Source organism: Pseudescherichia sp. AS216, from assembly GCF_037152055.1.
Classification (GTDB): domain Bacteria; phylum Pseudomonadota; class Gammaproteobacteria; order Enterobacterales; family Enterobacteriaceae; genus Pseudescherichia.
This window is the reverse complement of record NZ_JBBCMV010000002.1, coordinates 512,134-537,682: the sequence shown is the minus strand read 5'-3', so window position 1 is coordinate 537,682 and position 25,549 is coordinate 512,134. Positions and strand designations below refer to the sequence as shown.

At 53.5% G+C, this 25,549-nt stretch carries 18 protein-coding genes and 3 pseudogenes; 15 read left to right on the top strand and 6 right to left on the bottom strand.

All coding sequences use genetic code 11. From position 1 onward, the window contains the following. Positions 1-166: 166 nt before the first annotated feature. The 3 genes and pseudogenes from WFN61_RS08115 to WFN61_RS08105 form a co-directional block, all read left to right on the top strand. Complete coding sequence (locus WFN61_RS08115) at positions 167-811, top strand: HNH endonuclease (RefSeq protein WP_337038495.1); 645 nt, start codon at positions 167-169, stop codon at positions 809-811. A gap of 249 nt (positions 812-1,060) precedes the next feature. Beyond that, positions 1,061-1,576 (top strand): DUF2778 domain-containing protein, encoded by a 516-nt coding sequence (locus WFN61_RS08110; protein WP_337038494.1) that lies wholly within the window; start codon positions 1,061-1,063, stop codon positions 1,574-1,576. 261 nt (positions 1,577-1,837) lie between these two features. Next, positions 1,838-1,942: pseudogene (locus WFN61_RS08105) on the top strand (DUF1493 family protein); the annotation flags it as partial. Positions 1,943-2,318: 376 nt separating this feature from the next. Here WFN61_RS08105 and WFN61_RS08100 read toward each other — a convergent pair. Then, a complete protein-coding gene (locus tag WFN61_RS08100; protein WP_337038492.1) occupies positions 2,319-2,570 on the bottom strand; it encodes a MarR family transcriptional regulator in 252 nt (83 codons plus the stop codon). Continuing rightward, a pseudogene (locus tag WFN61_RS20955) lies at positions 2,567-2,737 on the bottom strand (colicin); the annotation flags it as partial. The pseudogene WFN61_RS20955 and the gene WFN61_RS08100, both read right to left, overlap by 4 nt. Before the next feature lie 608 nt (positions 2,738-3,345). Here WFN61_RS20955 and WFN61_RS08095 point away from each other — a divergent pair. The 7 genes and pseudogenes from WFN61_RS08095 (at position 3,346) to WFN61_RS08065 (ending at position 13,971) form a co-directional block, all read left to right on the top strand. Next, positions 3,346-3,771, top strand: coding sequence for a hypothetical protein (locus WFN61_RS08095; RefSeq protein ID WP_337038491.1), 426 nt, complete (start codon positions 3,346-3,348; stop codon positions 3,769-3,771). Between the two features lie 395 nt (positions 3,772-4,166). Next, positions 4,167-4,493, top strand: a complete 327-nt coding sequence (locus tag WFN61_RS08090; protein ID WP_337038490.1) for a DUF1493 family protein — start codon at positions 4,167-4,169, stop codon at positions 4,491-4,493. A gap of 26 nt (positions 4,494-4,519) precedes the next feature. Next, a pseudogene (locus tag WFN61_RS08085) lies at positions 4,520-4,857 on the top strand (DUF1493 family protein). 167 nt (positions 4,858-5,024) lie between these two features. Then, positions 5,025-8,537, top strand: a complete 3,513-nt coding sequence (locus WFN61_RS08080; RefSeq protein WP_337038489.1) for an AAA domain-containing protein — start codon at positions 5,025-5,027, stop codon at positions 8,535-8,537. Positions 8,538-8,565: 28 nt separating this feature from the next. Continuing rightward, positions 8,566-9,354 carry an MBL fold metallo-hydrolase gene (locus WFN61_RS08075; protein ID WP_337038488.1) on the top strand — a complete coding sequence of 263 codons (789 nt, stop codon included), beginning with the start codon at positions 8,566-8,568 and terminating at the stop codon, positions 9,352-9,354. Between the two features lie 274 nt (positions 9,355-9,628). Further along, positions 9,629-12,547 carry an RHS repeat-associated core domain-containing protein gene (locus tag WFN61_RS08070; protein ID WP_337038487.1) on the top strand — a complete coding sequence of 973 codons (2,919 nt, stop codon included), beginning with the start codon at positions 9,629-9,631 and terminating at the stop codon, positions 12,545-12,547. A 527-nt stretch (positions 12,548-13,074) separates the two neighbouring features. Further along, complete coding sequence (locus tag WFN61_RS08065; protein WP_312926173.1) at positions 13,075-13,971, top strand: manganese catalase family protein; 897 nt, start codon at positions 13,075-13,077, stop codon at positions 13,969-13,971. Between the two features lie 55 nt (positions 13,972-14,026). On the opposite strand, the gene WFN61_RS08060 is transcribed toward WFN61_RS08065, so the two are convergent. Beyond that, positions 14,027-17,728, bottom strand: a complete 3,702-nt coding sequence (locus WFN61_RS08060) for an NAD(P)-binding protein (RefSeq protein ID WP_337038485.1) — start codon at positions 17,726-17,728, stop codon at positions 14,027-14,029. 425 nt (positions 17,729-18,153) lie between these two features. Here WFN61_RS08060 and WFN61_RS08055 point away from each other — a divergent pair, with 425 nt between their 5' ends. Next, entirely contained in the window at positions 18,154-19,059 is a 906-nt protein-coding gene (locus WFN61_RS08055) for a WYL domain-containing protein (protein WP_144816395.1), read from the top strand. Here the strand turns inward: WFN61_RS08055 and symE are convergent. Further along, positions 19,056-19,367 carry an endoribonuclease SymE gene (gene symE, locus WFN61_RS08050; protein WP_144816393.1) on the bottom strand — a complete coding sequence of 104 codons (312 nt, stop codon included), beginning with the start codon at positions 19,365-19,367 and terminating at the stop codon, positions 19,056-19,058. The genes WFN61_RS08055 and symE overlap by 4 nt on opposite strands. A 205-nt stretch (positions 19,368-19,572) precedes the next feature. On the opposite strand from symE, the gene WFN61_RS08045 reads away from it, so the two are divergent. The 4 genes from WFN61_RS08045 (at position 19,573) to WFN61_RS08030 (ending at position 23,536) form a co-directional block, all read left to right on the top strand. Further along, on the top strand, positions 19,573-20,694 hold the full coding sequence (locus WFN61_RS08045) for a ribosomal protein uL16 3-hydroxylase (protein WP_144816391.1): 1,122 nt from the start codon (positions 19,573-19,575) through the stop codon (positions 20,692-20,694). An 83-nt stretch (positions 20,695-20,777) separates the two neighbouring features. Beyond that, on the top strand, positions 20,778-21,200 hold the full coding sequence (fos, locus tag WFN61_RS08040) for a fosfomycin resistance glutathione transferase (RefSeq protein WP_257758545.1): 423 nt from the start codon (positions 20,778-20,780) through the stop codon (positions 21,198-21,200). Positions 21,201-21,408: 208 nt separating this feature from the next. Further along, complete coding sequence (locus WFN61_RS08035; protein WP_257758544.1) at positions 21,409-22,476, top strand: HlyD family secretion protein; 1,068 nt, start codon at positions 21,409-21,411, stop codon at positions 22,474-22,476. Continuing rightward, positions 22,466-23,536 (top strand): DUF2955 domain-containing protein, encoded by a 1,071-nt coding sequence (locus WFN61_RS08030; protein WP_144816378.1) that lies wholly within the window; start codon positions 22,466-22,468, stop codon positions 23,534-23,536. Before WFN61_RS08035 ends, WFN61_RS08030 begins: the two co-directional genes overlap by 11 nt. Here the strand turns inward: WFN61_RS08030 and WFN61_RS08025 are convergent, their stop codons facing one another. Both WFN61_RS08025 and WFN61_RS08020 read right to left on the bottom strand, forming a co-directional pair. Then, complete coding sequence (locus tag WFN61_RS08025; protein ID WP_257758543.1) at positions 23,537-24,808, bottom strand: DUF445 domain-containing protein; 1,272 nt, start codon at positions 24,806-24,808, stop codon at positions 23,537-23,539. 41 nt (positions 24,809-24,849) lie between these two features. Further along, positions 24,850-25,371, bottom strand: a complete 522-nt coding sequence (locus WFN61_RS08020) for a VOC family protein (RefSeq protein ID WP_257758542.1) — start codon at positions 25,369-25,371, stop codon at positions 24,850-24,852. Between the last annotated feature and the right edge of the window lie 178 nt (positions 25,372-25,549).

Here is a 25,549-nt window from a genome sequence, read left to right as displayed (position 1 = left end):
CCATATCGGTGTTCTACTGGTATGGCTTTATACCTACTTGCAATGTCTATTTTTTGTACGGATTTTAACTTGTGGGTACAAGTGCGGGTATAACCATTTATTCCTGCTTTTAAACTACATTGATATCAGTGTATTCGGTGTGAAATTCGAGTCCGGCCTTCCTCATATGAAAAAACTCCCCAATAGCCTCCCCCGCGAAGCCATCCTCGCCGCAGCCCATGCCTATGACTCTGGTCATCTCCATGCCTTCGCTGACTCCCGTGACTACGACGTCATCATCAACGACCGCCGTTACCCACCAAAAGCCATTGTCGGCCTCGCTGCCTCTGCGCTCACCAGCCTTATTTTCACCCCAGCAGACTTCAGCGGCGGGATAAAATCAAAGTGCGTTAGGCTACTCACCGATCAAGGTTTCCAGATCGTCCACAAAAACGAACTTATCGAACCAAATCTCTTCCCAGACGAGATCCAGCAGAAAGCCACTTACATCGAAGGGGCCGCCGTTCAGGTAACGGTTAATCGTTACGAACGCGACCAAAAGGCCCGCCAGGCCGCGCTTGAGTGGCATGGGTATCAGTGCAAGGTATGCGGTCTTGACATGGCCAAGGTGTACGGTGAAATCGCGAAGGGCTTTATCCATGTGCATCACCTTATCCCTTTATCAGAGATAAAAGAGAACTACCTGGTTAACCCTAAAACCGATCTCATCCCCGTCTGCCCCAACTGCCATGCAATGCTGCATCGGCAGGATCCACCACTGTCCCCCGAAGCTCTAAATCGCCACATGAAGACCCAACTTCATAAATCCTAATCCTTAAACTTCATCCAAAGCATTTAACTGGGGCCTTTAACATGAATATATAATTTCAGACTTCCATTCATATTGATTTACCCACTTGGATATGTGAAAAATAAATTGGTCATAAGCGTTACACGTTCTCCTAATATCTAAAAAGATTAGTTTTTTTATGAAATTATAACTTTGCTCTGGATTGATTGATAAACAAGTCCTACTATAACCATAAATTAATAGTGGGTTTATGTTATGCAAATATGTAGGATGGATTATAATGATGTTTCACCAGACCGGAAAAGACTGAAGCTTCACATCTACGGTGTAGGCACTTTCCCAGTGTTCTCAGGCATAGAGCCAGTTACCAATGTTGCAGAGTGTGCTTTTAAAAAGAACGCAGCTCTACCTGTTGGGACTTACTGGATTGTTGATGCGCCAAAAGGGAGTTATTCTAATAGAGCTGAAAGGTTAATAAAGGATTACAAAAACGGTACATATCATGCAGTATGGTTTGGGTTATATAATGCATTAACAATGAGTGACCATGTTTTTATTCATGGTGTTGATAGGGGATGTTTTCGACTTCATCCTTTGCGGCCAAACGGGGAAGGTGAGTCATGGGGATGTATCACTTTTTATAACATTACGGATTTTCAGTTAGTAAGACAGTCACTACTTATGCGTAAAAAAATCCGCGTTCCAGGGGGGAAGGGATTAATGGCTTATGGACGTATAGATGTAACAGGACGGAGTGATTATGCATCATGCAAGATTGATTACTAACGTTCTGACTGGCGTGCTCTGCTTTGTGGCTTCATTCTTTATCGTTTTGTTTCCTTTAGGCGTGTGGTCGACTATCTATCTCAAGTCAGCAACGATTTTCTAAATCGCACTGGCTTAGGGTTTGCGGACGGGGAAGCCGATCCCTCATTCCTTTGGGTACTACTAACGCTCATGCTCATAGTCACTGCTCTCCTGATGTTTTTTATCCATAAACTACGCAAAAGGTAGAAAAGTAGCGTGACGAGGCAGCTTCTCGCATCCCTCGATACCGATCTTGATCTTGAAGATATCGACGCCAGTGAACTCATGAATACGTTTTGCAGTGAACTACACGTTGAAAGAGGCAACTTCAAGATCGAAACCTACTAACCCGATATACCTTTTTCATGGAACCCACTCTGGCATATCGACATGGGGTGAGTCTTGGTGTTCAAGCTCTTCCAATAGTCGATACCCGCGTTCTGATACCTTATAGTGTTCCATACCAGCCGGGACTCTAAGGATAACGTCAACTAATCCCGCTTCGGATAAGCCCCTCACCAGCTGGGCAACATTACCGATACCCTCCATGTTTCGCATTTCCATAGCGCGATCAAGATCATACCAGTTCCAGTTTACGTCACTTCTGGAGGCTAACAGCTTAAGAATGTTTAACTCAGTATTGTTTACCATAATGGTGCATATAGATCATAAGTATTTGCGCTAGTTATTCAGTTAACTTCAAGTGAGGTAGCCATTGGCTCTACTGTGCTTCCTGTTTACTTAGAAACTGATGCCCTTGAACTGATACTCGATACCGAGGCTTAGCGTTTTCTTCGCTGTAAACGATATCAACCATTCCATTATTCACCAGGCTCGTTACGATGTTCGCAACGTTGCTAAATCCGGGGATGCCTCCCACAGCAAGTGTGCGATCTAGTATCATCCAGGTCCAATCAATGTCCTTTTGTGCCATCACTTTCAAGACATTAAATTCAGTATTATTTATCGTCATTTTATTGCATCCGGGTGAAATAGATCATCATCATTAATTCCAAAATCCTCTAACGTTGCTGTATGAGCATTGTTCCATAGTTCATAGCCAGCAACACCTTCCGGCTCACCACTTTCCCAACCTAAATTACAGTACCGCTGAAACTCTCGACACTCATGAGTATAGTGCTAGTGCATCCCGGTATGCCATCCAGGCGCACTGATAATGGAACTGGCGATACTTGCTGACAAAGAGCTCGTAACTCTCCGGCAGATCCCTGGATGTGATAATTCGGTTGGGTAGATCAGTATATGCGAGGTACTGTTGCGCAAATTTAGGATGCAGTATGTGGGGAATGTCTTCAAGGTAAACGTCCTCCAATGATTTTGCTTGGTAGTTACGAAACATAATATTCCTTGTAGCGCCGCCATCGTCTATTGCAGAGCCTGCACGGTCTAAATATGCCTGTGCTGTTGGCGTGTATTAATGAATCCATTAATAAAATTCATTCTGGTTTTGGATGAACTATACCGGACACTTCCTGTAGTGAACCCAGCCGTCGGCCATGCCAAATCTGAATATTGAGCTTTATGTAACTCTTTAACGTTGCATCTTTAAAACCTGAGTTAACTATGGAATTTATACGAAGTTATAGCAATAACCGAATTGTAATGAACTTTATTTATATACAAGGATGTTTGCTCGGTCATTACAGGAGTTATTACTAATTCATATTCACTTTCTTAGTGAAACATAACGTGTATAATCAATTTGAAAAAACCATAATCAGGGTTATATGCTGAAAATACTGAGATGGGTTAGCGCCGCCATCATCACCGTACTCATCTTGGGGTGGCTGTTCGTCTGGTTGGTTGCGTCAGGTATTGATGAGACTACGACTTACACGAAGAACGACTTCTTCAGTTTTCACACGCTGACGGACAAAGAGATCGAGAAAGCCCCCCGTATATCTGGCGATTACTACTTTAAATCACAGCCCGGCGATGGGTATGCGTCAACCAACACGATTATCTTTAAGGGAGCATCAAACGTTGAACCATTACGGGTATATCTAAAAAAATTAGGATACACCAGGCAGAGAACAGATTCAGAGGCGGCGGAAACCTGGATAAAGCCTGAGGAGGTTAACAGCGATCTATTTTATCTTTACTCCAACGCTGCTACCGGTGAGGTCGAGCTATCAAAGGAGATGAATAACTAACGATAAATGCTCGAGTCTTTAGCTCAGCCCAATGTATGGGTGTAGACGCCATGAGGCATTTAACACCCTTGTCGATAACGTAATGGAGGCGATCGGCAGTGATAAAATCTGCTCGTAATCGTTGGGCTATCCGGCTACTAAACGTTTTACTGTTCCTTGCCATCTTTATTGCGGTAGGCCGTACTCTGGGCGATCCCTATAACTGGGTTAACGACGCCTTAGCCGATAAGCTAGCTAACCTGATTTACGGGTATGGCAATGTAGGCGGTGAAGAGATAGACGATGTCTATTTTTATATTGATGTTGTCTCAGTTGTAGCAATCGCTACCGTTCTCTACCTGATAGTAGTTAAGCTAATTAGAAGACTCAGGAACAGGACGAGGCAACGATAGCTTATGGTAGACAACATTGAGCAGCAAGTTTATGAGCTTATACGCCCCTATGCTGGCGTCTATTTATTTAGCTTCGAGCCGGTAGAGCTAACGCTTGAAAGCGATCTCGATGCCGATTTGTATCTTGAAGATCTCGATGCCAGCGAGCTCATGGATACGTTTTTCAGTGAACTGCACGTAGAACGGGGTAACTTCAACATCAAGACCTACTATCCCGATATCCCTTTTTCATGGAACCTGTTTAAGAAAATGGAACCTGTTCCCGTGCCTGCTTTTACTATCGGCATGCTGGTCGAGTCAGCAAAAGCCGGTAAGTGGCTATATGATTAGTCGATAGCGAGAAAAGAGGGCAGAGCATGGTAACTGATAGCGAGGTATTAGAATTCTTTCGGGACGATTTGCCTGGAATGGGAACACTGACGGGTAAAATGATCCCTTTGCAGCTTGATGATGCGCTACAGGCTTATACTGAGTTTGACGATCTCTCTCTAACTATTGATAAATATAGCAAAAAATACGAAGTGGACGTATCGGTTATTGATTACTCTGCCTACTATCCATGGGAGATAGAATGGTTTTTCGTAAGTGGTTTACTCAGAAGCCAATCAGGCAAACCGCAGAACCGTTAACGGTGAAAATGTTTGCAGAATCAGCCAGGGCGGGCAAGTGGCTATACGCGAAGGCGTATCAGTAGTAATCAAACCCTTTCATCGCCCATGTACGCGTAACCCGGTCGTCATTTAACCCCGCAAAAACCTCCCCAAACCATTGCACTCATCCTCCTGACGTGGACAATGTTTATCCATCGGCTGTTTTTATAACAGCGAAACCAATAATTTGCATAAAGCAACAGGACAGGCGATGGACAGTAACACTTCAGGGTTCGCCGCATACTGGCGTAACTCGCTGGCGGATGCGGAGTTCGGCAAGGGGACGTTTGAGCGTAAGGACGTCGGCGGTTTTACTCAATGGAACGAGAGAAGTTCCGGACGCCTGAGCGAGGAGATTGTCAGCGCTCTTTTTACAGGCGAGCGAGACGATGTCAAAACGGTAGACGTCGTGCTGCGGCCCAAGGTTTACTTCCAACTAATAAAGCATGGCAAGGAACGTACCGCGGGCGCACCGGAGGTGATTACTCCGCTAGTGACTTCGGCGGTCGTAAACCGCGAAGGTTTTTTGTTTCCCACGCCTGCTACCTCCATTCCCCGCGATCTGCTTGAGCCGCTGCCGAAAGGGGCGCTCTCAATCGGCGAAATCTCCTGCTACGACCGTTATAAAACCACACACCCCTCGTTCTCTGCCAGCGCTGATGAGTTTGATGCGGACGCTGAAACCGATGAGCAGCGGCAGGCCCGGCACGCTCGCTACTGTCAATCCTGGCAGCGCTATCTGGACGATGCTGGGGCGCTGTTGAAAGCCGTCGCCGGACCCTGGCTGGCTAACCCCGAGCAGTATGAACCCGCCGACTATGGCTATTTGGTTAAGAAGACTCAGCCCGGCGGTGCTAGTTTTCATATCCTCGCGCTCTACGATCATCTGCTGGTCAGTCAAAAAGATGTGCCGCTGTTTAAGCGCTTTGCCGCGCGGGAGAACGTTACGACCGAACCGCTGCTGTCGTCGGGCGCAAAGTTCAGCGAACGGCTGGGTCACTCTGGAGACCGGTTCCCGCTGGCGAAGGCCCAGCGCGATGCGTTGAGCCATTTCCTTGAGAGCCAGGAGGGCGACATCCTGGCAGTTAACGGCCCTCCCGGTACAGGTAAAACCACGTTGCTGCTCTCTATCATCGCTACCCAGTGGGCGAGGGCCGCGCTGGAGCAGGGCGAGCCGCCAGTGATCGTGGCGACATCTACCAACAATCAGGCGGTCACCAATATCATCGAGGCCTTCGGGAAGGATTTTGCCACCGGAACCGGGCCGATGGCGGGGCGGTGGCTGCCGGAGGTGAAGAGCTTCGGGGCTTATTTCCCGTCACGTAGTAGAAACCCCGAGGCTACCAAAAAGTATCAAACCGAAGACTTCTTCAGGCAGGTAGAGTCCAAAGAGTATGTTGAGGATGCGCAGGCGTTCTATTTAAGCCGGGCCAGGGCAGCCTTCCCTGATGAGACGTGCGACTCCCCGGAAACCGTTGTGAAGCTGCTCCACGGCCAGCTCAAAGCTCAGGAAGATAAATTAACGGCACTCCTGGCGGCCTGGAAGACGTTGAACGAGGCCCGGAAAAAGAGAGCTGAGATCGACGATGATATCGTTCAGTATCTTGCTGATAAGGCGCAGCTGCTTACCGCGCAGGCGGAAGAGATCGAAACCCTCACCAGTGTTAAAACTGAATGGGATGATTATCGTGCCAAAGAGTCGCTACTCTACTCTTTATGCTCATGGATCCCGGCCATCCGCAGCAAGCGGTTCTATATGATTAAGCAGCGTCTTGAACCTAAGCTGAAGCGCCCGATGGAGGGGAGCGAGTGGACCGATCCGAATGCTATCGAGGGCACAATCAATGCGCTGCGGAAAGCGGCAACAGAACGCCGTGATAAATATCAGCAGCAGATAGATAAAGCTCAGACAGCTCTGCTTGAGGAGCATCAGGCAGAGCAGACATGGCAGACGCATCTACGCGGGCTAGGCTATAACGGCAGCCAGACGCTGAGCTTTGCCCAGGCCGATGAGCTGGCGGACACGCAGGTCCGTTTCCCGGCGTTCCTGCTGACGACCCACTACTGGGAAGGCCGCTGGCTGATGGATATGGCTAAAATTCGCGATACGGTTGCGGAGCAGCGCAAGAATGGGGCGATAGCCGTCACCGCTCGCTGGCAGCGAAGAATGAAGCTGACACCCTGCGTAGTGATGACCTGCTACATGCTGCCTGCCTCTATGAAGGTCTTTGAGAATAAAGGTGATAAGGGATGGGAGGCGAACTATCTCTACGGTTTTGCCGATCTACTGATCGTCGACGAGGCGGGGCAGGTGCTACCGGAGGTGGCCGCCGCGTCATTTGCGCTGGCGAAGAAGGCGCTGGTGATCGGTGACACCAAACAGATCCCGCCTATCTGGAACATTTTACCGGCGATCGACATGGGCAATATGCTGGCAGGGAAGCTGCTGCCGGGCGCTACCCAGGATGAGATCGCTGCATCCTATGCTGCCGTTGCTCAAACAGGTAAAAGCGCCGCATCCGGCAGTGTGATGCGAGTGGCCCAGCTGGCTTCGCGCTATCAGTACGATCCGGAGCTGGAGCGTGGTATGTATCTCTACGAGCACCGCCGCTGCTTTGACGACATCATCGGCTACTGTAACGCGCTGTGCTACCACGGCAAGCTCCAGCCCAAAAGAGAAGACAAATCCTCCACGCTGCTTCCGGCGATGGGGTATCTGCACATTGATGGCAAAGGCGAGCTGGCCAGCAGCGGCAGCCGCTACAATATGCTGGAGGCCGATACCCTCGCCGCCTGGCTGCTTGATAATCGGGAACGCATTGAGAGCCACTACCGGAAGCCCATTCAACAGGTAGTAGGGATCGTGACGCCGTTTAGCGCTCAGGTCTCTACTATTAAGCGGGCACTGGGTGATCACGGGCTCTTCGCAGGCAGCGAGGAAAATACCCTGACCGTCGGAACGGTGCATTCATTGCAGGGGGCTGAGCGAGCCATCGTGATCTTCTCTCCAGTTTACTCCAAGCATGAGGACGGCGGATTTATCGACAGCGACAGCAGCATGCTGAACGTGGCGGTCTCCCGGGCGAAGGACAGCTTCCTGGTCTTTGGCGATATGGATCTGTTTGAGGTTCAGCCGGCTTCATCCCCGCGTGGGCTGCTGAAAAAGTATCTGTTTGCCGATGAGGACAACGCTCTCTCCTTTGCCTACAAGAAGCGCAAAGATTTAGAGACGAGGGAGACGCGGGTCTACACCCTGCACGGCGTTGAGCAGCACGACAGCTTCCTCAACCAGACGCTGGAGAAGGCCGACAAGCAGATCACCATCGTCTCGCCGTGGCTGACCTGGCAGAAGCTGGAGGAGACCGGCTTTTTAGCATCGATGCTTCAGGCCCGTGAACGGGGCATTAACGTTACCGTCATCACCGATAAGAGCTATAACACGGCTGACAAGGACTATGAAAAGCGCAAAGAGAAGCAGCAAAATCTGACGGCGGCATTAGAGCAGCTGAAAGCCGTGGGCATCGCTACCCGGCTGGTGGACCGCGTACACAGTAAAATCGTCATTGGTGATGACGGCCTGCTGTGCATCGGCTCGTTTAACTGGTTTAGTGCGACGCGCGAGGCAAAGTATGAAAAATACGATACCTCAATGGTCTACGACGGCGGTAATCTGAAGCGGGAGATAGAGGCTATTAATAGTAGCCTTGCGAAACGGCAGGCCTGAATTTTAACTGAACAAGGAGGTTCTACTCATGCTGAAAGTGACCGTGTTACTGGAAAACCGAAAAGCAAAGCATGCCGAGGGGCTAAGCTGTCGGCCAGGGCTAAGCCTGTTAATTGACGATGGTGAAACGAGGATACTCTTCGATACCGGGCCAGATGCCGCGTTTATACACAACGCTAAAAAGATGGGCGTGTCGCTTGATGGTATTGACTGGGTTGTTTTATCCCACGGCCACTACGATCACTGCGGTGGGCTGAGGCATCTTCAAAATCTTCCTAAGGTGCTGTGCCACCCCGGCGTGTATGACCATAAATACGCAGGTGTGAAATTTTTAAGCCGCTTCATAGCAATCAAGAAGATATCTACTCAGTTACCCTCTGATCAGAAGAGTTTTCATTTCACAAAAGAGCCTTATGAGATAAGCAATATGTTTATCTGGTCTGGCGAAATCGCATCAGTTAAAACCTACGGCTATATCAAAAAGGAAAGGTTGGTACCTGATACACTCAAGGATGAAGGTGCTCTGATATATAAGTCAGATAAAGGTCTGGTGATTTTTACCGGCTGCGGGCATAAAGGAGTTAAGAATATTATTGAGCACTCCAGGAGGCTGACCGGAGTAAAAACTATTTACGCAATCGTAGGTGGGATGCATTTGCGACATGCTATGCCGTGGCGTCTTATGTTTTTGCGGAACTATATCCAAGATGTTAACCCTAAGCAGGTCCTTACCTGCCACTGTACCGGGAGATGGGGAAAGTTATGGATGCCAGGTGCAGAGGAGATTAATACAGGAGATGTTATACAAATACTATAGCATTCCACATTTATGACCAGATAATAAAAAACTAATGTTAATGCTCTATTACTTTTTCTTACAAATGGAGAGAGGGCATTAAAAATGTTGTTACTGCCTGATTTTCTCAGGTCAATTTCAGCGACTCCCGCAGCAGACGCGGCGTGCAGGCTCCTCTATTTTGGGGCAGTACTACCTAAAACTGCACATCTGAGCGCTGTAAATGATTTTATGCTGACTAATAACTTCTTCTCTTTTATTTAATCTTGCCATCTTGCTCGCCAGGGAGTCAGCTATGAATAATTCAACAGTCGCAACCAGTACGCCGGTGGTCAGCGTGCATGATAACCGGGGGCTGGCCGTGCGTGCCCTTAACTGGAACCGGGAGCAGGCTTCTGACCCGCTGCGCCTGCTGGTTACTCATTCACAGGCGGACGATGCCACCCGGACGGTGTCGCTGCGTGACCCGCGCCTTTTTGCCGCCCGGGCTCAGGGTGCCACGGCAGCGAACCTGCACTCTGTGCCGTCGCTGGCGGGCCAGGTGCTGCGGCGGGAGAGTACCGACAGCGGGATGCAGGTGACCCTGTTCGATTCGGCAGGCCGCCTGGTGTGGAGCCGCGACGGACGGGGCACGGTGCAGACCCTGGCGTACGATGAGCTGGGGCGGCCACAGAGCGGCGGCGAGCAGCTGAACGGGAGCGATGAGATCCGCGTCAGCTGGCGCAGCGACTACGGCGACAGCCATCCGGCAGATGACGGCTCGCAGGACAATAACCTGCGCGGTGTGAGCGTGGCGCACTACAACGGCGGCGGCCTGCTACAGGTGAACTCAGTGGCTCTCAGCGGGGCGGTGCTCCGCCAGGGGCAGCGCTTCCTGGTTTCGGCAGAGGATTTACCGGACTGGCCTGAAGATGAGACGGCGCGGGAGACGCTGCTGGAGGCAGACGTATATGCCACGACCACAATCGCCGACGCCCGTGGTGCTACCCTGAACCAGACGGATGCGAGGGGCCATGTGCAGGCCTGGCGCTATGACGTCAGCGGCAGTGGCTGCCATCAGACGGTGACCCCGGCAGACGGGACCACGCAGACCCTGCTGGATGCCGTGACCCGGAGTGCGGCGGGCCAGGTGCTGACCGAGCGGGCCGGCAACGGGGTGACCATCACCTACGGGTATGACGAACAGAACCAGTGGCTTGAGAGCATCACAGCCCGGCGCACGGATAACACCCTTCTTCAGGCGCTCAGCTACGGATATGATTTCACCGGCAACGTCACCTCGGTGACCGACGGCACGGTGGCAGCGGGCTATTACCGCAACCAGACCACGGACGGGACGCGGACGTTTATTTATGACGCGCTGTACCAGCTGCTGAGCGCCACCGGACGGGAGAACGCCGGCAACACCGGGATGCAGTATGCCAGCCTGCCGGTGCCGGCAGACGACAGTCAGTACGTCAGCTACACCCGCAGCTACCACTACGACGACAGCGGGAATCTCTCCATCCTGACGCACGCCGGGGCAGCCCGTTTCACCCGCACCATGACCACAGAGAGCACCTCGAACCGCAGCGTACAGCAGAACGACGGCGGAGCGCAGACCCCGGATGAGGTCAGCAGCTGGTTCGACAGTAACGGTAATTTGCTGCAGCTCCAGGCGAGCGCCTCCGGCAGCGACGGGCTGGCGTGGGACGGCAGCAACAACCTGCAGGCGGTGACCCTGGTGAGCCGCAGCAGCGGGGATAACGACCGGGAGGTGTACCAGTACAGCGGCAGTGAGCGGATACGCAGGCAGACCCGCACCCTGGTGAACGGCGACGCCGGGCTGTGGCGCGTGGATGAGGTGCGCTACCTGCCGGGGCTGGAGCTGCGCATGAGCTGGCAGGAGACGGCAGACGGTGACAGTCCGCCGTCAGAAGAGCTGCACGTGCTGACCAGCCAGGCGGGGCGGGCGGGTATCCGGGTGCTGCACTGGGAGACAGGCAGGCCGGACGGTATCAGTAATAACCAGGTGCGCTGGAGCGTGGACGACAACATCGGCTCGCTGGCGCTGGAGCTGGATGCAGAGGGCCAGCTTATCAGCCGGGAGGAGTACTACCCCTTCGGCGGCACGGCGGTGTGGTCAGCGCGCAGTGAAACCGAAGCCAGCTATAAAACCATTCGCTACTCCGGCAAGGAGCGGGACGGCACGGGGCTGTACCACTACGGCCACCGCTACTACGCCCCGTGGCTCTGCCGCTGGGTGAGTGCCGACCCGGCAGGCGAGGTGGACGGCCTGAACCTGTTCCGGATGGTGAAAAATAATCCGGTCTCTCTCTTTGACCCGGATGGCAATATGCCTGTTTTTGCTTGTATGGGACAGGGGCTGGCTAAAAGAGAGAAGTTCGCGCAAAAAATTGAACAAGAAAGTACCAAATACCCGGACATGGATATCCCGAAGAGGCTTCATATGATATGGATTGGTACCAGAAATATTAGTTCTGTAAATACTCAGTTAACAAAAGATACCGGAATGCTCAACAGGGATTACGATATAACTCTCTATTTTGATAGCGGCATTCAGGGACACGAATCTGCTATGAGGGATCTTCAGGAGAATTTCAGGGATACATATATCAATGTCAGAGATATTCGTACCCATGCGCATTATGATGAAATGAAAGCCCACCCCGCATTTAAATATTATGAGGAGGCGGTCGCAGGCAAGCGCTATGCACAAGCCAGCGATCTGCTACGGTTATTTTTGTTGAAATTTGACGGGGGCATCTATAAAGACATTGATGATACCCAGAAACAACCTTTTGGTCAGCTCTCTGGGCCGGGAGGCATAATGGTGAATGAAGAGTATGCTGCCTCCGCTGATAAAGCCCAGGCTATCCCTAATACGCCTATTGCCGTAACGGAGAATAATCCTGTTATCGACAGAACGCTCGATTTAGCGGCTGAGAACTATCAGGCTGGCGTGGAAAACGTATTAAAACTTGCCGGGCCCGATGTACTTACCCAGGCGATGTATGAACTGTTTCCTGGTTTGAATATGAAGGAGTTCAACCGCACTCTCGATCTGTTCACAGAGGAAAAGAAAAAAATGCTAGGTAGCAAGGTTAAAAACTTAGAGCTGCAGGAGATTAATCTGTTGCTTAAACCGTATAAAAATATGAAGAGTTTAAACAGATTTGTCCAGAATGGTGCGGATCACTCCTGGGCAGCATAGCCTTTAGCATATTAAGCTTGCGCGAAGAGAGCTTAAGCACAAACGGGGTATAAATAACCGAAGGTGGCCTGCAAAAGGATAGTTTGCAGGCCACCTGGCCAAAACTGCCCGCCCGCTGAAGATGGGCGTTGAGCAGGCGATCGTCGCAGCGGCATCGTGCTGGCGGACACGTCATCACATTTGCGACGCTTGGATATATTAGGATCCTCTAAACATAAATCTAAACACGCTCTTTGAAGTCCTTTCCCTTATAAAACAAATGCATCAATGTATATTGAAAAATATTATTATTTTTGTAAATGGTTATTTCTTTAAACCTGTTTTATTCTGCAATCGCCTGCTTAAGACAAATCTTAAAATCTTAAGGATGACTCAATACCACGGCTGAATTTCAATCATGGGCTATCCTTATAAGCGGTACGACGACTTTTATGAAAATTTAAGGTTTTCATATTTAAGCAGTTATTTATTCTTCATTCAGCAGCTGTGAACGATGCTGGAAAATAAATAATCACTGGAGTGAGCCTATGTTCAGACATGTAAAGCAATTACAGTACACAGTACGCGTAGCCGAGCCCAATCCCGGTTTAGCTAACCTCCTGCTTGAGCAGTTTGGTGGACCACAGGGTGAACTGGCCGCAGCGTGCCGCTACTTTACTCAGGGGCTGGGCGATGACGATCCGGGCCGCAAAGACATGCTGATGGACATCGCTACTGAAGAGCTAAGCCACCTCGAAATCATCGGCTCTCTGGTAGGGATGCTCAACAAGGGCGCGAAAGGCGACCTGGCTGAAGGTACAGATCAAGAAGCCGAGCTTTATCGTAAAATCACCGGTAACGGTAATGACAGCCATCTGACCGCACTGCTGTACGGCGGTGGTCCGGCGCTGACCAACTCTGCGGGCGTACCTTGGACCGCAGCCTATATCGATACCATCGGTGAAGTGACCGCTGACCTGCGCTCTAACATTGCCGCTGAAGCGCGCGCAAAAATCATTTATGAGCGCCTGATCAACATGACGGACGACCCGGGCGTGAAAGATGCGCTGGGCTTCCTGATGACCCGCGAAGTTGCGCACCAGATCTCCTTTGAAAAAGCGCTCTACTCGATCCGCAACAACTTCCCGCCAGGAAAACTGCCGCCGATCGAACAGTACGCTAACACCTACTTCGATATGTCTGAAGGTGGTGAAGTGCGCGGTAGCTGGAACTCAGATGAAAACTTTGAGTACGTAACTAACCCGCAGCCGGCCGTTGACGGTGGCGATGGCATGGCCAGCGTTAACCTACCAGGGCCGCAGCAGGCGAACCTGGACGCGCTGAAGCTGCGTACCGCATCTGACCCGTCGGTGAACCCGGTTACCGGGACCGATCTGGGCTCGGTTCCGCCGATTGAGAACGAGACCGCTAAAAAAGCGCCGTAATCATCGGTAAGTAATAAAAAACCCGGAAGCAAATGTTCCGGGTTTTTTTATGGCCTTAGGCTCCCGCCCCGCGTCGGCTGACGCTGTTTTTCACCTTCTCAGCGGCATTTTTCCCGGCAATAAACGCATGATCGGAGTTGTAGTACTCCCACTCGCTGTAGCGGCCCGCCAGCACAATATCCTGGGTCAGCAGCCACTGGCGCACCGTCTCAACGTTTTTTGACCGCTGGTGATCGTAAACCACGTAGGCGTAGGGAATATCCAGCTGATTAGCCACCAGCACCTCATCCTCTGCCGTAAAGATGCCGACCTCAATACACTCGGCAATGCAGCGGTCTATCAGCGCCTGACCATCAACCGGCAGCGGTTTATGTTCGGAGTAGGTGATCTCGCAGGTCAGGCCGCAGCCGCCCGGCGGATTACACTCTGGGCTGGTATTTCCCTGCACAAAGATACGGTGAAAAATGGTGTCGCCAGCAAAGTAGATCCAGTGCTTATCAGTGAGATCGGCCCGACCAATGCCGAGGTTCACACAGCGCACCGAGACATGGTGCAGCCCGTTCGCCGCTGCGATCACCTCGTCCGGAGCCTCATCGCCAATAATGCGAATGAGCTCGGGAAGCGGCATGGTGCTAATCAGCTGTTCATAGTGGAACTGCCTGCCGTCGGCGAGAACGGCAATATGCTGGTTCGCCAGAATATGGGTGATCTCGCTGTTGGTCTCTACCACGCCTTTGATGTGCGGCAGAAACGCCGACATCAGCGCCTGGAAGCCCCCTTTCAACGGGTAGCCAAAGCGAGCGTTTGGCCCCATCGGCTTGCCGACCGGCTCTACTGCACCCTCAACGATCTGGGCAAGATCCGGTAGCGGCACGCGTCCGCCAAGCCAGGAGGTCTCCATCTCAGAGAGCGGCACGGTCCACAGCTTCTGGTTATAGGGGATAGCAAAATGCCTGGCGATACCCGCCCCCCAGACCTGGTAGATAAAGCGTTCGAAGTTCTCTGGCGGCGTGTCAGCCGTGCCGCTGTACTTGGCTTCAATGGCACCGAGAATACACTCTTTGATGGTTTCGGTCGGTAGGCCATACAGCGCACCCTGGAAAGGGTACCGGGTGTAGACGCCGTCGGTGTAGATCCAGGCCTCGCGCATCTGCCAGTGCAGGTTGTCACCCAGCAGCATGTCATACAGCTCCAGCACATAGGGATCGTTGGAGAACATGATATGCCCGGCGTAATCGAAGGTAAAACCGCCGTCTTCAATAGAGCGGCACCAGCCGCCGACGCTGTCGTTGCGCTCCAGCAGCACCGCCTGCGAGCCATAGTGATACGCCGCGCTCAGGCCCGTGGGGCCACCGCCGAGGATCAGGCAGCGGGCCGAAATCGCGTTTTCGCTGCGAGCGGGTTTCGGCTTAAGCGCCATGTTTTTCCGCGCTGCATCATTTGCCGCCTGCGCGGCAGGTGTGGCGATCCGCTGCAGGGAGGATTTTGCCATCGCTTTCTCCATCAGGCCGTGCATTGCCTGCGCCGTGACGTCCCAGGAGGTGCTGTCGACAATCCGCTTCATCTCACGCTGCATCGTCTGCCTGGCTTCGGGCGTCAGTGCGAGCATTTTTTCGCAGGCGCGTACAAAGCCAGCACGATCGTAGCCAATGGCGACCACATGCTTATAGGGCTCGACTACATCGGTAATTGCCGTGCTCACCACCGGCAGCAGGGCGGCCATATACTCAAGCACCTTGGTCGGGCTGATGTAGCGCGTCGAGGCGTTGAGGGCGAACGGCATCAGGCAAACATCCCACCCGGCCAAAAACTGCGGCAGAGCCTGGTAAGGCTGCATGCCGAGATAGTGGATATTAGGACGCTGGGGCAGGGTGGCCGGATCGATTTTGACGACCGGCCCGACCATGATCACCTGCCACTCCGGATGGGCATCGGCAATCGCGGCCACCAGATCGAGATCCATACGTTCATCAATAACGCCACAATACCCTAAGCGCGGGTGCGGCAGGTCCTGGATCAGCGGATGATAGTTGTTGCGATCGAGCGCCTGCTCAAAGTGGATGGCGTCGACGCTGCTGGTAAAGCAGTGGATATTTTCATGCCGTCCTGACTTTGCCGCATAGAGGCTAGGGCCACCGGTAAAGACGATATCGGCCCGGTTAAGCAGGGCGGACTCGCGCTGTAAAAGCTGTCTGGGCGCATTCTCAAACGCGGCCAGCTCATCCATACAGTCGTAGATCACCAGAGAGGGATTAAAGACCGCCAGCAGCGGTAGCGCCATCGGCGTATAGAACCAGACCAGCGGCGCTTCATTTTCATCGACGATATCCGCCAGCAGCGGCTGGAGATAGGCAATCTGACTGTCGTGGAAGCCATGTACCTGGAGCGGTGTATGTGGTTTTATCACAGTCACATTGGGCGCAGGATGCGTCATGCTCAGGTTAGCAGGCGGAGGCGCGAACGTTGGCTCTTCAATAAAGTAAATCTGGTAATGTTTCGCCAGCCGGGTCAGGAGATGCTGCGGGCGCTGAAAGACAAAGTCCCAGCGCAGATGGCTAAAGATATACAGTTTTTTCATAGGGTCGCTACTATTCTTAGCGTCATTCAGATCGCATAGTCGGGATTGGAACAGACCCAGCGTGTGCTGCGCCTTTTGTAAGGCTGCGGCATAAACAGGATCAAGTATGCGTGCCAGTGGGTCCGTGCCCTGATGGTCAAGTTCCCATAGTCCGCTGCGATGCCAACGGCTCAAATCCTCCCAGTCTGGCCGGTCGATGGCGGGATAAAGACACACCCCCTGTAGCTCGACGCCCGCCAGCTGCGCCTGGGCTACCTCTGCCGCTATCTGGCTTATCCATGCACCGCGTCCGCTGCCAACGTGGCTGGTCTCAGCCAGCAGGATCGGGCGCTCATAGCGACGATAAAGCGTTTCTAACATCTGGCTGAGACGGACACGCCTGGGATCGCCAAGGTGCCACCACAAGCGTGCATTGCTGCCGCTCTCCCACTGGTTATCGTGGTAGTAGTTCGCCCCAATAAGATCGAGGTAACGAGGCGCACCGCCCAGTTCCGGTTCTGTTCTGCCTGAAAGCATGTCCCAGGTTTGATACTGTGAGTTGTAGTGGCCTGCTGTCGCAGCCAGCGACTCCGGGCTCTGGTCTGGCGCGGTCAGGTGGATAATGGGATCGCAGTGCAAAACGCGTGCACGCGGATCGGCAGCCCAGATCGCTTCGCAGGCTGCTATGGTGGCGCGTATCAGCTGACGCTTGCTCTCTTCACCAGTGGCGATGCCCGGCGGCGCAGAGCAGCGGAAAAACCCTACCGAGAGGGCCCAGCTGGTGAAGGAGATCTCATTGACCGGCGAGTAAACGGGCGAAGAGACGTACCGGGGCGCTAAAAAATGCGCCAGTGCACCGCACAGCCGTGCAAAGCGGGGCACAAAATCGGGTGAAAAAATATCGGTGTCGTCTGGCCAGCCGTAGTGACAGATCGTCCAGCAAATTTGTATTCCGGCCTCGTTTGCAGCCTGCATCTTTTCGGCAACGGATGAAAAATCATATCCGTGCGCGGTTTCAACAAGACGCCAGCCTACGCTCTCCCGTACCGTTGAAATATTTAACTTCTTTAATGAAATATAATCGCTTAGCACTCTGGCATTGTGCCCGGTAACGTCATTCATTGAGAGCGGCATACCTTGACCGTTTCGATGGTCGGCACCCTCGTAACCCGCTTGCCAGAAGCTGTCAAATATTGGCATCCCGCTCTCTCCTGCATTTTTATTTTTTGTGATCCGTAACCGAATAACTTTTTATAATGGGCAGTGCCGTTTACCGAAGCGGTAATCGATAAACTTTAAGAAATTTAAGCGTATATCCAGTAAATTATATTTTCACTCATGCTTTTGCATGGGCAATTATTAATGGTAATAGTGTGATAAATATATTTTTGTTAATTTTGGTTAAGTATAGTGCTGGCAATCCTTTTTACCAGTTGAGTCTTGCTAAAGAGTGATAAGAAATTATTAGAGATAGTTATATATGCAATGCACCATCAATAAAAAGTGTGATTTTTATAGCGAGTAAATACTCAGTTAAAAAAATTATTATAGTTTTCAAGGCCGCTGCCGTTAATTATTATGACCTTAACCTCTTTCGAGGCCCTTCTCTTCCGGGACGTAAACCAATGAAGGATAACGGCAGTACAAAATACGACCTGCTTATTGAGCGCCTGTGTGAAACGTTTGGTGCACTCTACCAGGGTGTCACTATCGATAAAAACTGGCTGTGCGAGCGGTTTGGCATTGCAGAGCGAACCGCCTATCGGGATCTCGCCAGGCTTGCCCATGTGCTGGACGAGGTATCGAATGGACGCTTTAAGTTAACGGCGAATCTGCTGCCGTCGCTCCATGCCGGTCATCTGGCAGAGTTCGCCAGCTTTGTCGGCGTTGCACATCTTTTCCCGCATCATGATGGCCAGTCTCTACGTAAGCGCATGAACAGTGCCGACAATATTGCTATTCACGGTGCCAGCAGCCGGGAGAATCAGCAGTATGGCGATCTCATGAATAGCCTCGATAATGCGATAACCTCCCGCACGGAAGTCACCTGCTTTTACCGCGAAAAAAACCGTCGTCTGCAGCCGTATCGGCTCATCAACCACTATGGCCTCTGGTATCTGGCCGCAGTCGAGCAGGGTTGCCTGAAGTCATTTGAGCTGGCGCGGATTGCAGAGTTTGCCACAACGCAAACGACATTCGAGCTGGAGGCTGACGTCGTTGAAGAGCTTGAAACGACCCCCGGTATCCGCTTTGGTAAAAGAACCGAGGTGACGCTGCACGTCTCTGCCCATGCGGCCACTTTCGTAACGCGCCGCCCGCTTTTCCCCGCCCAGCGTCTGCTGAAGGAGCATAAGGACGGCAGCATTACCATTGCGACGGCGATCAGTGACCAGGACACGCTGTTTCGCTGGTTACGCTACTGGCTGCCCGACATTCGCATCGTTGGCCCGGCCACGTTGAGCGCGGCTTTCACGCAGGATCTACAGACACGCTGCGAACCCGCTCTACACGAACAGCTACAGGACGCTTAATTTACCCGTCTTTTTGCCGCGACCAGGTCGATGTAGTCCTGCACCTGGCGCTGCTTTCGTGGAGAGAGCTTGCTGATTTTCCGCACCGACTGCACCAGCTCCTCTTCAACGGGTTTAGCGATGAGCACGATGCAACCGTTCAGCACCCTGACATCCATCTCCGTACCGGTTGGAAAACCGGCCTCTTCCAGCCACTGGCCTTTTATGGCGATGGCAGGCACATGGGCATGGTCATGAAAGCGTGTCGCGTAACTGACGGTTAAACGGCGTTGGGTAACGGGTTCTATAAGACGATTGTCATCTGCCATGATAATGGCTCCTTAGCGAGAAAGAGGCAGAGCGCCGAAAAGAGAATAACTGTAATTATATACAGTATTTTTCGACTGACTATTTAGAAAAACTCAAATTACTATTTAGAAACAGTGGGGTTGCCACTCTCTTGACCCATGACAAGGCAGCGTCGGTCACGGCCTCTTTATAATCAGGGACATTTCCTCTCTCTGGTGTGAACCCATGGCTTACCAACTCGATCTCAACTGGCCTGAATTTCTTGAAAAATACTGGCAAAAACAACCGGTTGTTTTAAAAAACGCGCTGCGCAACTTCGTTGATCCTATCAGCCCCGACGAGCTGGCAGGGCTGGCAATGGAGCCAGAGGTCGACAGCCGTCTGGTTAGCTTTCACAACGGCCAGTGGCAGGCCAGTAACGGCCCGTTTGAGCACTTTGATCACCTGGGCGAAACCGGCTGGTCGCTGCTGGCGCAGGCCGTCAACCACTGGCACATGCCCTCCGCCGAGCTTGTGCGTCCGTTTCGTGCGCTGCCGGACTGGCGCCTGGACGATCTGATGATCTCCTTCTCCGTTCCCGGCGGCGGCGTGGGCCCGCATATCGATCAGTACGATGTCTTTATCATTCAGGGGATGGGCAGCCGCCGCTGGCGGGTGGGCGACAAGCTGCCGATGCGCCAGTTCTGTCCGCATCCGGCGCTGCTGCACGTTGATCCCTTCACGCCGATTATCGATGAAGATCTTGAGCCGGGCGATATTCTCTACATCCCGCCCGGCTTCCCACACGACGGCATCACCCATACCACCGCGCTGAACTACTCCGTTGGCTTCCGGGGGCCTAACGGCAGAGATCTGCTCAGCAGCTTTGCCGATTACGCGCTGGAAAACGATCTTGGCAGCGAGCATTACAGCGATCCCGATCTCACTTGCCGCGATCATCCGGGGCGGGTGGAGGGCTATGAACTCGATCGTCTGCGTGCGATGATGATCGAGATGATCCAGCAGCCTGAGACGTTTAAACAGTGGTTTGGCAGCTTTGTGACTACACCGCGTCACGAGCTGGATATCGCTCCCGCCGAGCCGCCCTATGAACAGGATGAGGTGTTGGACGCGCTGCTGGGGGGAGAGTGCCTGAGCCGCCTGAGCGGCTTGCGGGTGCTAAACATCGGCGGCAGCGTCTTCATCAACAGTGAGCCGCTGGAGATGTCCGATCCCGCAGCGGCGGATGCGCTCTGTCGCTACACCACCCTCGGCAAAAACGAGCTGGGCGCGGCGCTGGGTAATCCGCTCTGCGTGGCGGAGTTGACCGCGCTGATTAACCAGGGCTACTGGTACTTCGACGAGTAAGCGTGTGCGAAGATAGCTCGATATGCCCGGCGGCGCAGGCTTGCCGGGCCTACATAGTTATCCACTGTAAAAAGGAGAAGGGTGTGCTGAAAGGCTTGAACCACCTCACGCTGGCCGTCGTCGATTTAAGACGCAGCGTCGACTTTTACCAGCGTCTGCTGGGACTCGAACTCCACGCGCAGTGGGATAACGGCGCGTACTTTAGCTGCGGGGATCTGTGGCTATGCCTGTCGGTCGATGCGGCTCGCCAGCAGGTTGCATTAGCTGAAAAAGACTACACGCACTACGCCTTCAGCATTGCCGCGCAGGATTTTTCGGCCTTTGTTGCCAGGCTAGAGCAGGCCGAAACGGTATTCTGGAAAGAGAACAGGAGCGAAGGCGACTCCTGCTATTTTCTCGATCCAGATGGACACCAACTGGAGATCCACGTGGGCGACTTAGCCCAGCGTCTTGCTGCCTGCAGGCAGAGGCCCTACGCGGGTATGCGTTTTACCTCCGATACATAGCGTTTCAGGTTCGCTTCGTTCTCATATTTATAACGGTAACCGCGCTGGGACAGGGCTGTTACCTTTCGCATTCCATGCTCTTTACCTGTTCATTTCTTGATAGTTTCCCTGATAAGCATTAGCTTACCCCGCTTTTGTCAACCGACGCCGCTGGCATGCCTGGTGCGCCGCTGCATCACCTGCACTAACACCGTAAGACATAATAATTATGATGACGCCTGAACAAAAATTCGCCCGCTGGGTAAGGGTCAGTATTGCCTCTTTCCTGCTGATGTTTGTCTATTTTATCGTTGCGGATATCTGGATCCCGCTGACGCCGGACTCCACCGTGATGCGCGTGGTATCGCCCGTTTCCGCCCGCGTTTCGGGCTATGTCGCCCAAGTTTATGTGCATAACAATAGCCAGGTGAAGAAGGGCGATCTGCTGTTTGAGCTCGACCGCACGCCGTTTATCAACCGCGTCGAGGCGGCGCAGATTGCGCTGCGGCAGGCGCATCTGACAAACCAGCAGCTGGATGCGCAGATTGCCGCCTCGCAGGCGAGCCTGACCAGCGCCCAGCTTACCGCCCGTAACGACAAGTCCACCTTCGATCGCTATCAGCGTCTGAGCACCACGCAGAACGTCTCCCAGCAGGATCTCGATAAGGTTCGCACCGCGTGGCAGTCCAGCGAGCAGGCGGTCAGTAACCTACAGGCAAACATCCGCGCGCTGCACATTCAGCGCGGCGATCGGGACGATGGCCATAACGTTACCCTGCAGAAGTACCAGAACGCGCTGGAAGAGGCGCAGCTTAACCTTGGCTGGACGCAGATCCGCGCTGAAGCGGATGGCACCATCAGCAACCTGCAGCTTAGCCCCGGCTGGTACGCCTCTGCCGGATCGGCAGCGCTGGCGCTGGTGAGCAATAACACCGATATCGTGGCCGACTTCCGTGAGAAGAGCCTGCGTCATACGAAACCGGGGACGGATGCCGCGGTGGTCTTTGATGCGCTGCCGGGGCAGGTGTTCCATGCCCGGGTTACCTCCCGCGACGCTGGGATCCTGGCGGGCCAGGAGGCAGTGAACGGCGAGCTATCCCAGCCGGAAACCTCTAACCGCTGGGTGCGCGATGCTCAGCGAATGCGTATCCACGTGGTGCTGGATGAGCCGCTGGCGCAGCCGCTGCCGACCGGCGCGCGCGCCACCGTTCAGCTCTACAACAGCGAAGGGCCGTTTGCCCATTTCTTCTCCGGCCTGCAAATCCACCTGGTTAGTTTGCTGCATTATGTCTATTAGTACGCTGGCCCGCGTTTTTTCGCCTCACGATAAGGTCGTCTACTCGGCGAACGATTTCCGCCAGACGCTGCGTATTGCGCTGGCAGGGACGCTGGCCCTGAGCATTTCGAGCTTCTACAACGTTCAGTACGGCGTCTTCTTTGTGGTCTATCCGCTGATGCTGATGTCGCTGGTGCCGGTCTTCAATGGCCACGTGGCGAGGCAGTTTATCTTCAGCTCGGTCATCAACTGCATTGAGATGGTGCTGATCATCGGCTTTCTGTCGCAGTGGCCGGTGATCATGACGCTGGTGGTCTTTGCCCTGTACGTGGTGCGCTTTCGCTTTATGAGCCAGGGGCCGCTGTTTCTCTTCGGTTCGATGGGCGTGGTGTGCCAGAGCACGATGCTCAACTTTATGAGCTATCCCACTAACGACTGGCACGTGCTGTTCTTCTCGAATATTGAGGCCTGCGTGATGGCGGTCTGTCTGAGCGCACTGCTGCACTACCTGATCCCGGACGTCGAGCCGCGTATGCGCCCGCCGGTTATCGAGAAAGACGCTGCCCGCATCCGTCATGAGTCTCTGCTCTCCGGGACCGTGGCAACGGTGATCTTTATCGTTTTCCAGGTGTGTAACCTCAGCGACTCGCTGTCGGCGCTGATGGCGGGCGTGCTCAGCCTCTTCCCGATGAGCTATCGTGGCGCGGTACTCAGCTCAATATGGCGAATCGCGGGCGTGGTGCTGGGGTGCGTCTATATTCTGCTGATCCAGCTGGTGCTCTACGATCACAGCAGCCATATGCTGCTGATGATGCCGCTGATCTGTCTCGGTCTGGGGATTGGTGCGCGACTGCATACCATGGAGAAGGTGGGGGCGGGCGTGGGCTTTGCCAGCATCACCACCCTTGGGATCATGTTCGGCCAGAATATGCACCCTAATCAGGACCTGGTGTTCAGCGATCTCTACCGTATCGTCTCGGTCACCGTGTCGCTGTTCATTACTCTGACGCTGGTATTCCTGGTCCACATACTGCTCAACCGCTTCGCGGCAACGCGCTACGTGATACCGCCGCCGGCTTAATCAGGCAGCCAATAGCCCCGGCAGCTGCGACAGGAGCCACAGGATCAGTCCAATGGTACCGCCCACCAGCGTGCCGTTGACGCGGATAAACTGCAGATCTTTGCCGATGTTGAGCTCGATCTGCTGCGACATCTCTTTTGCATCCCAGCTCTTGACCGTATCGCTGATGTGACGGGTGAGGAACTGGGCAAACTCCGGGGCCACGCTGCGGGCGGCCTGCTCAAGGTGCTGATTAAACGAGGCGCGCAGGGCGTCGTCCGCTACCAGCGTTTCGCCAAACCACTGTCCGGCCTCGGCGATGCGCAGCTGCACTTTTGAGTTTTCACTCTCCATATCGGCCTTCAGCCAGTTGCGCAGATCTCCCCACAGCTCACCCAGATAGCGGTTAAACGCTTCGTCCTCTTTCAGGTAGGTCTTGGTGCTCTCGGCGCGGGCGGCCATCTCTGGATCGTTCTTCAGCCGTTCGATAAGCTTCAGGGTGGCTTTGTCAAAGGCCTGACGGATCTGGTGGCCCTGGTCGTGACTAATGTCATCCAGCAGGGAGTTCACCGCGCTGGAGACCATCTCCGCGCTCTGCTCTCCCAGCCACTCGGTAGGCAGCAGCATCGCCTTACGGGGATGCTCGGTCTTCAGCCAGCGCACAATATGGTGGGCAATAAAGTCGCGGGTGCTCTGGCGCTGGATCAGCGTCAACAGCTGGGCGATCAGCGAGTCCAGTAGCACCTGATGACGGTTGTTTTTAGTCAGGCTCTCCAGCACCAGCGCGGTGGTGCCAGAGAGATCGACCTTGTCGATCGCCTTGTGCACGGCGCGCTTGAGCAAGTTCTGGATGCGGGCATCGTCGGTAAGATCGAGAAAGCCGCTCATCACCTGCAACAGGTGCTGACCCACCCGGCGGGCGTTATCCGGCTGGCTGAACCAGGTGCCGATCATCAACGCGGGCTCGTGACGGCGAATCAGCGCGATCAGCGACTGGGTATCAAGAAACTTCTCCTGCACAAAAATGCCAAGATTGTCGCCGATCCGCTCCTGATTTCGGGGAATGATCGCCGTATGGCGAGAGATGAAGGGCAGCGGCACGCGGCGAAACAGCGCCACCACCGCAAACCAGTCGGCCAGCGCGCCGACCATTGCCGCTTCGGCGACGGCCTTCACTGCACCTACCAGACGGGTGGGCGGCAGAAAAAGGGTGGCAGCAAAGGTCGCCGCAGCGATCAGCAGCAGCGACAGGGCCAGGCGCTTGGCGCGTTTAAGTTCGGCTAATTTATCCATCTACTCATCATAGATCCCTGACGACTAAATAGAAATCCCGATCAGGGTTTCCAGCGCCGTGAGGCAGTCTCTTTCTCGTAGGGCATCGGCGAGGGACGGGAGATAAACTCTACGATGCCGCCCCAGGGCGTGCTGCCGTAGCAGAACTGATTGCCGTCGCCATACTCGGTGGGGAAGGTAAGCGGCTTGGGCTCGGTGAACATCTTGCCGCCAGCCTCCTCGAAGCGCTGCGTTGCCTGCTCGATATTATCGGTATAGACCGCAAAATGTTGCAGGCCATAATCGCTGGCCCGCTGGGGGCGATCCTGATCCGGCCCCTGCATCTCAAACAGCTCAATGCCCGGACCGTTGTGCAGTTTCAGCATCCTGACCGCTTTCACCTGGGTGCCCGGAGCAAGACGCAGCGTGTGCTGCTGGGCGTCCTGATCAATCTCCTGACCAATAGAGACAGACTCATAGAGCAGCTCTGCACCCAGGGCGGCACAGAAGAAGGTGGTTGCCTGCTTGATGTCCGGTACGGTAATGCCGATATGGTCCATACCACGAATAGTCGCTTCACTCATGATTGCCCCCGATGCCTTGTCGTGATGAATAGCCAGTGATTTTATCCATGCGTTTAAGCGTAGAAGCTGAACGTACTATCGTGCAAACGCTGGGCTATTCTCTGCTTTGTAGAGCATTCAGAACCGTCTGTTTATGCCGGATAATCCATGCACCATCACGCATCTCAACTACCCTTAT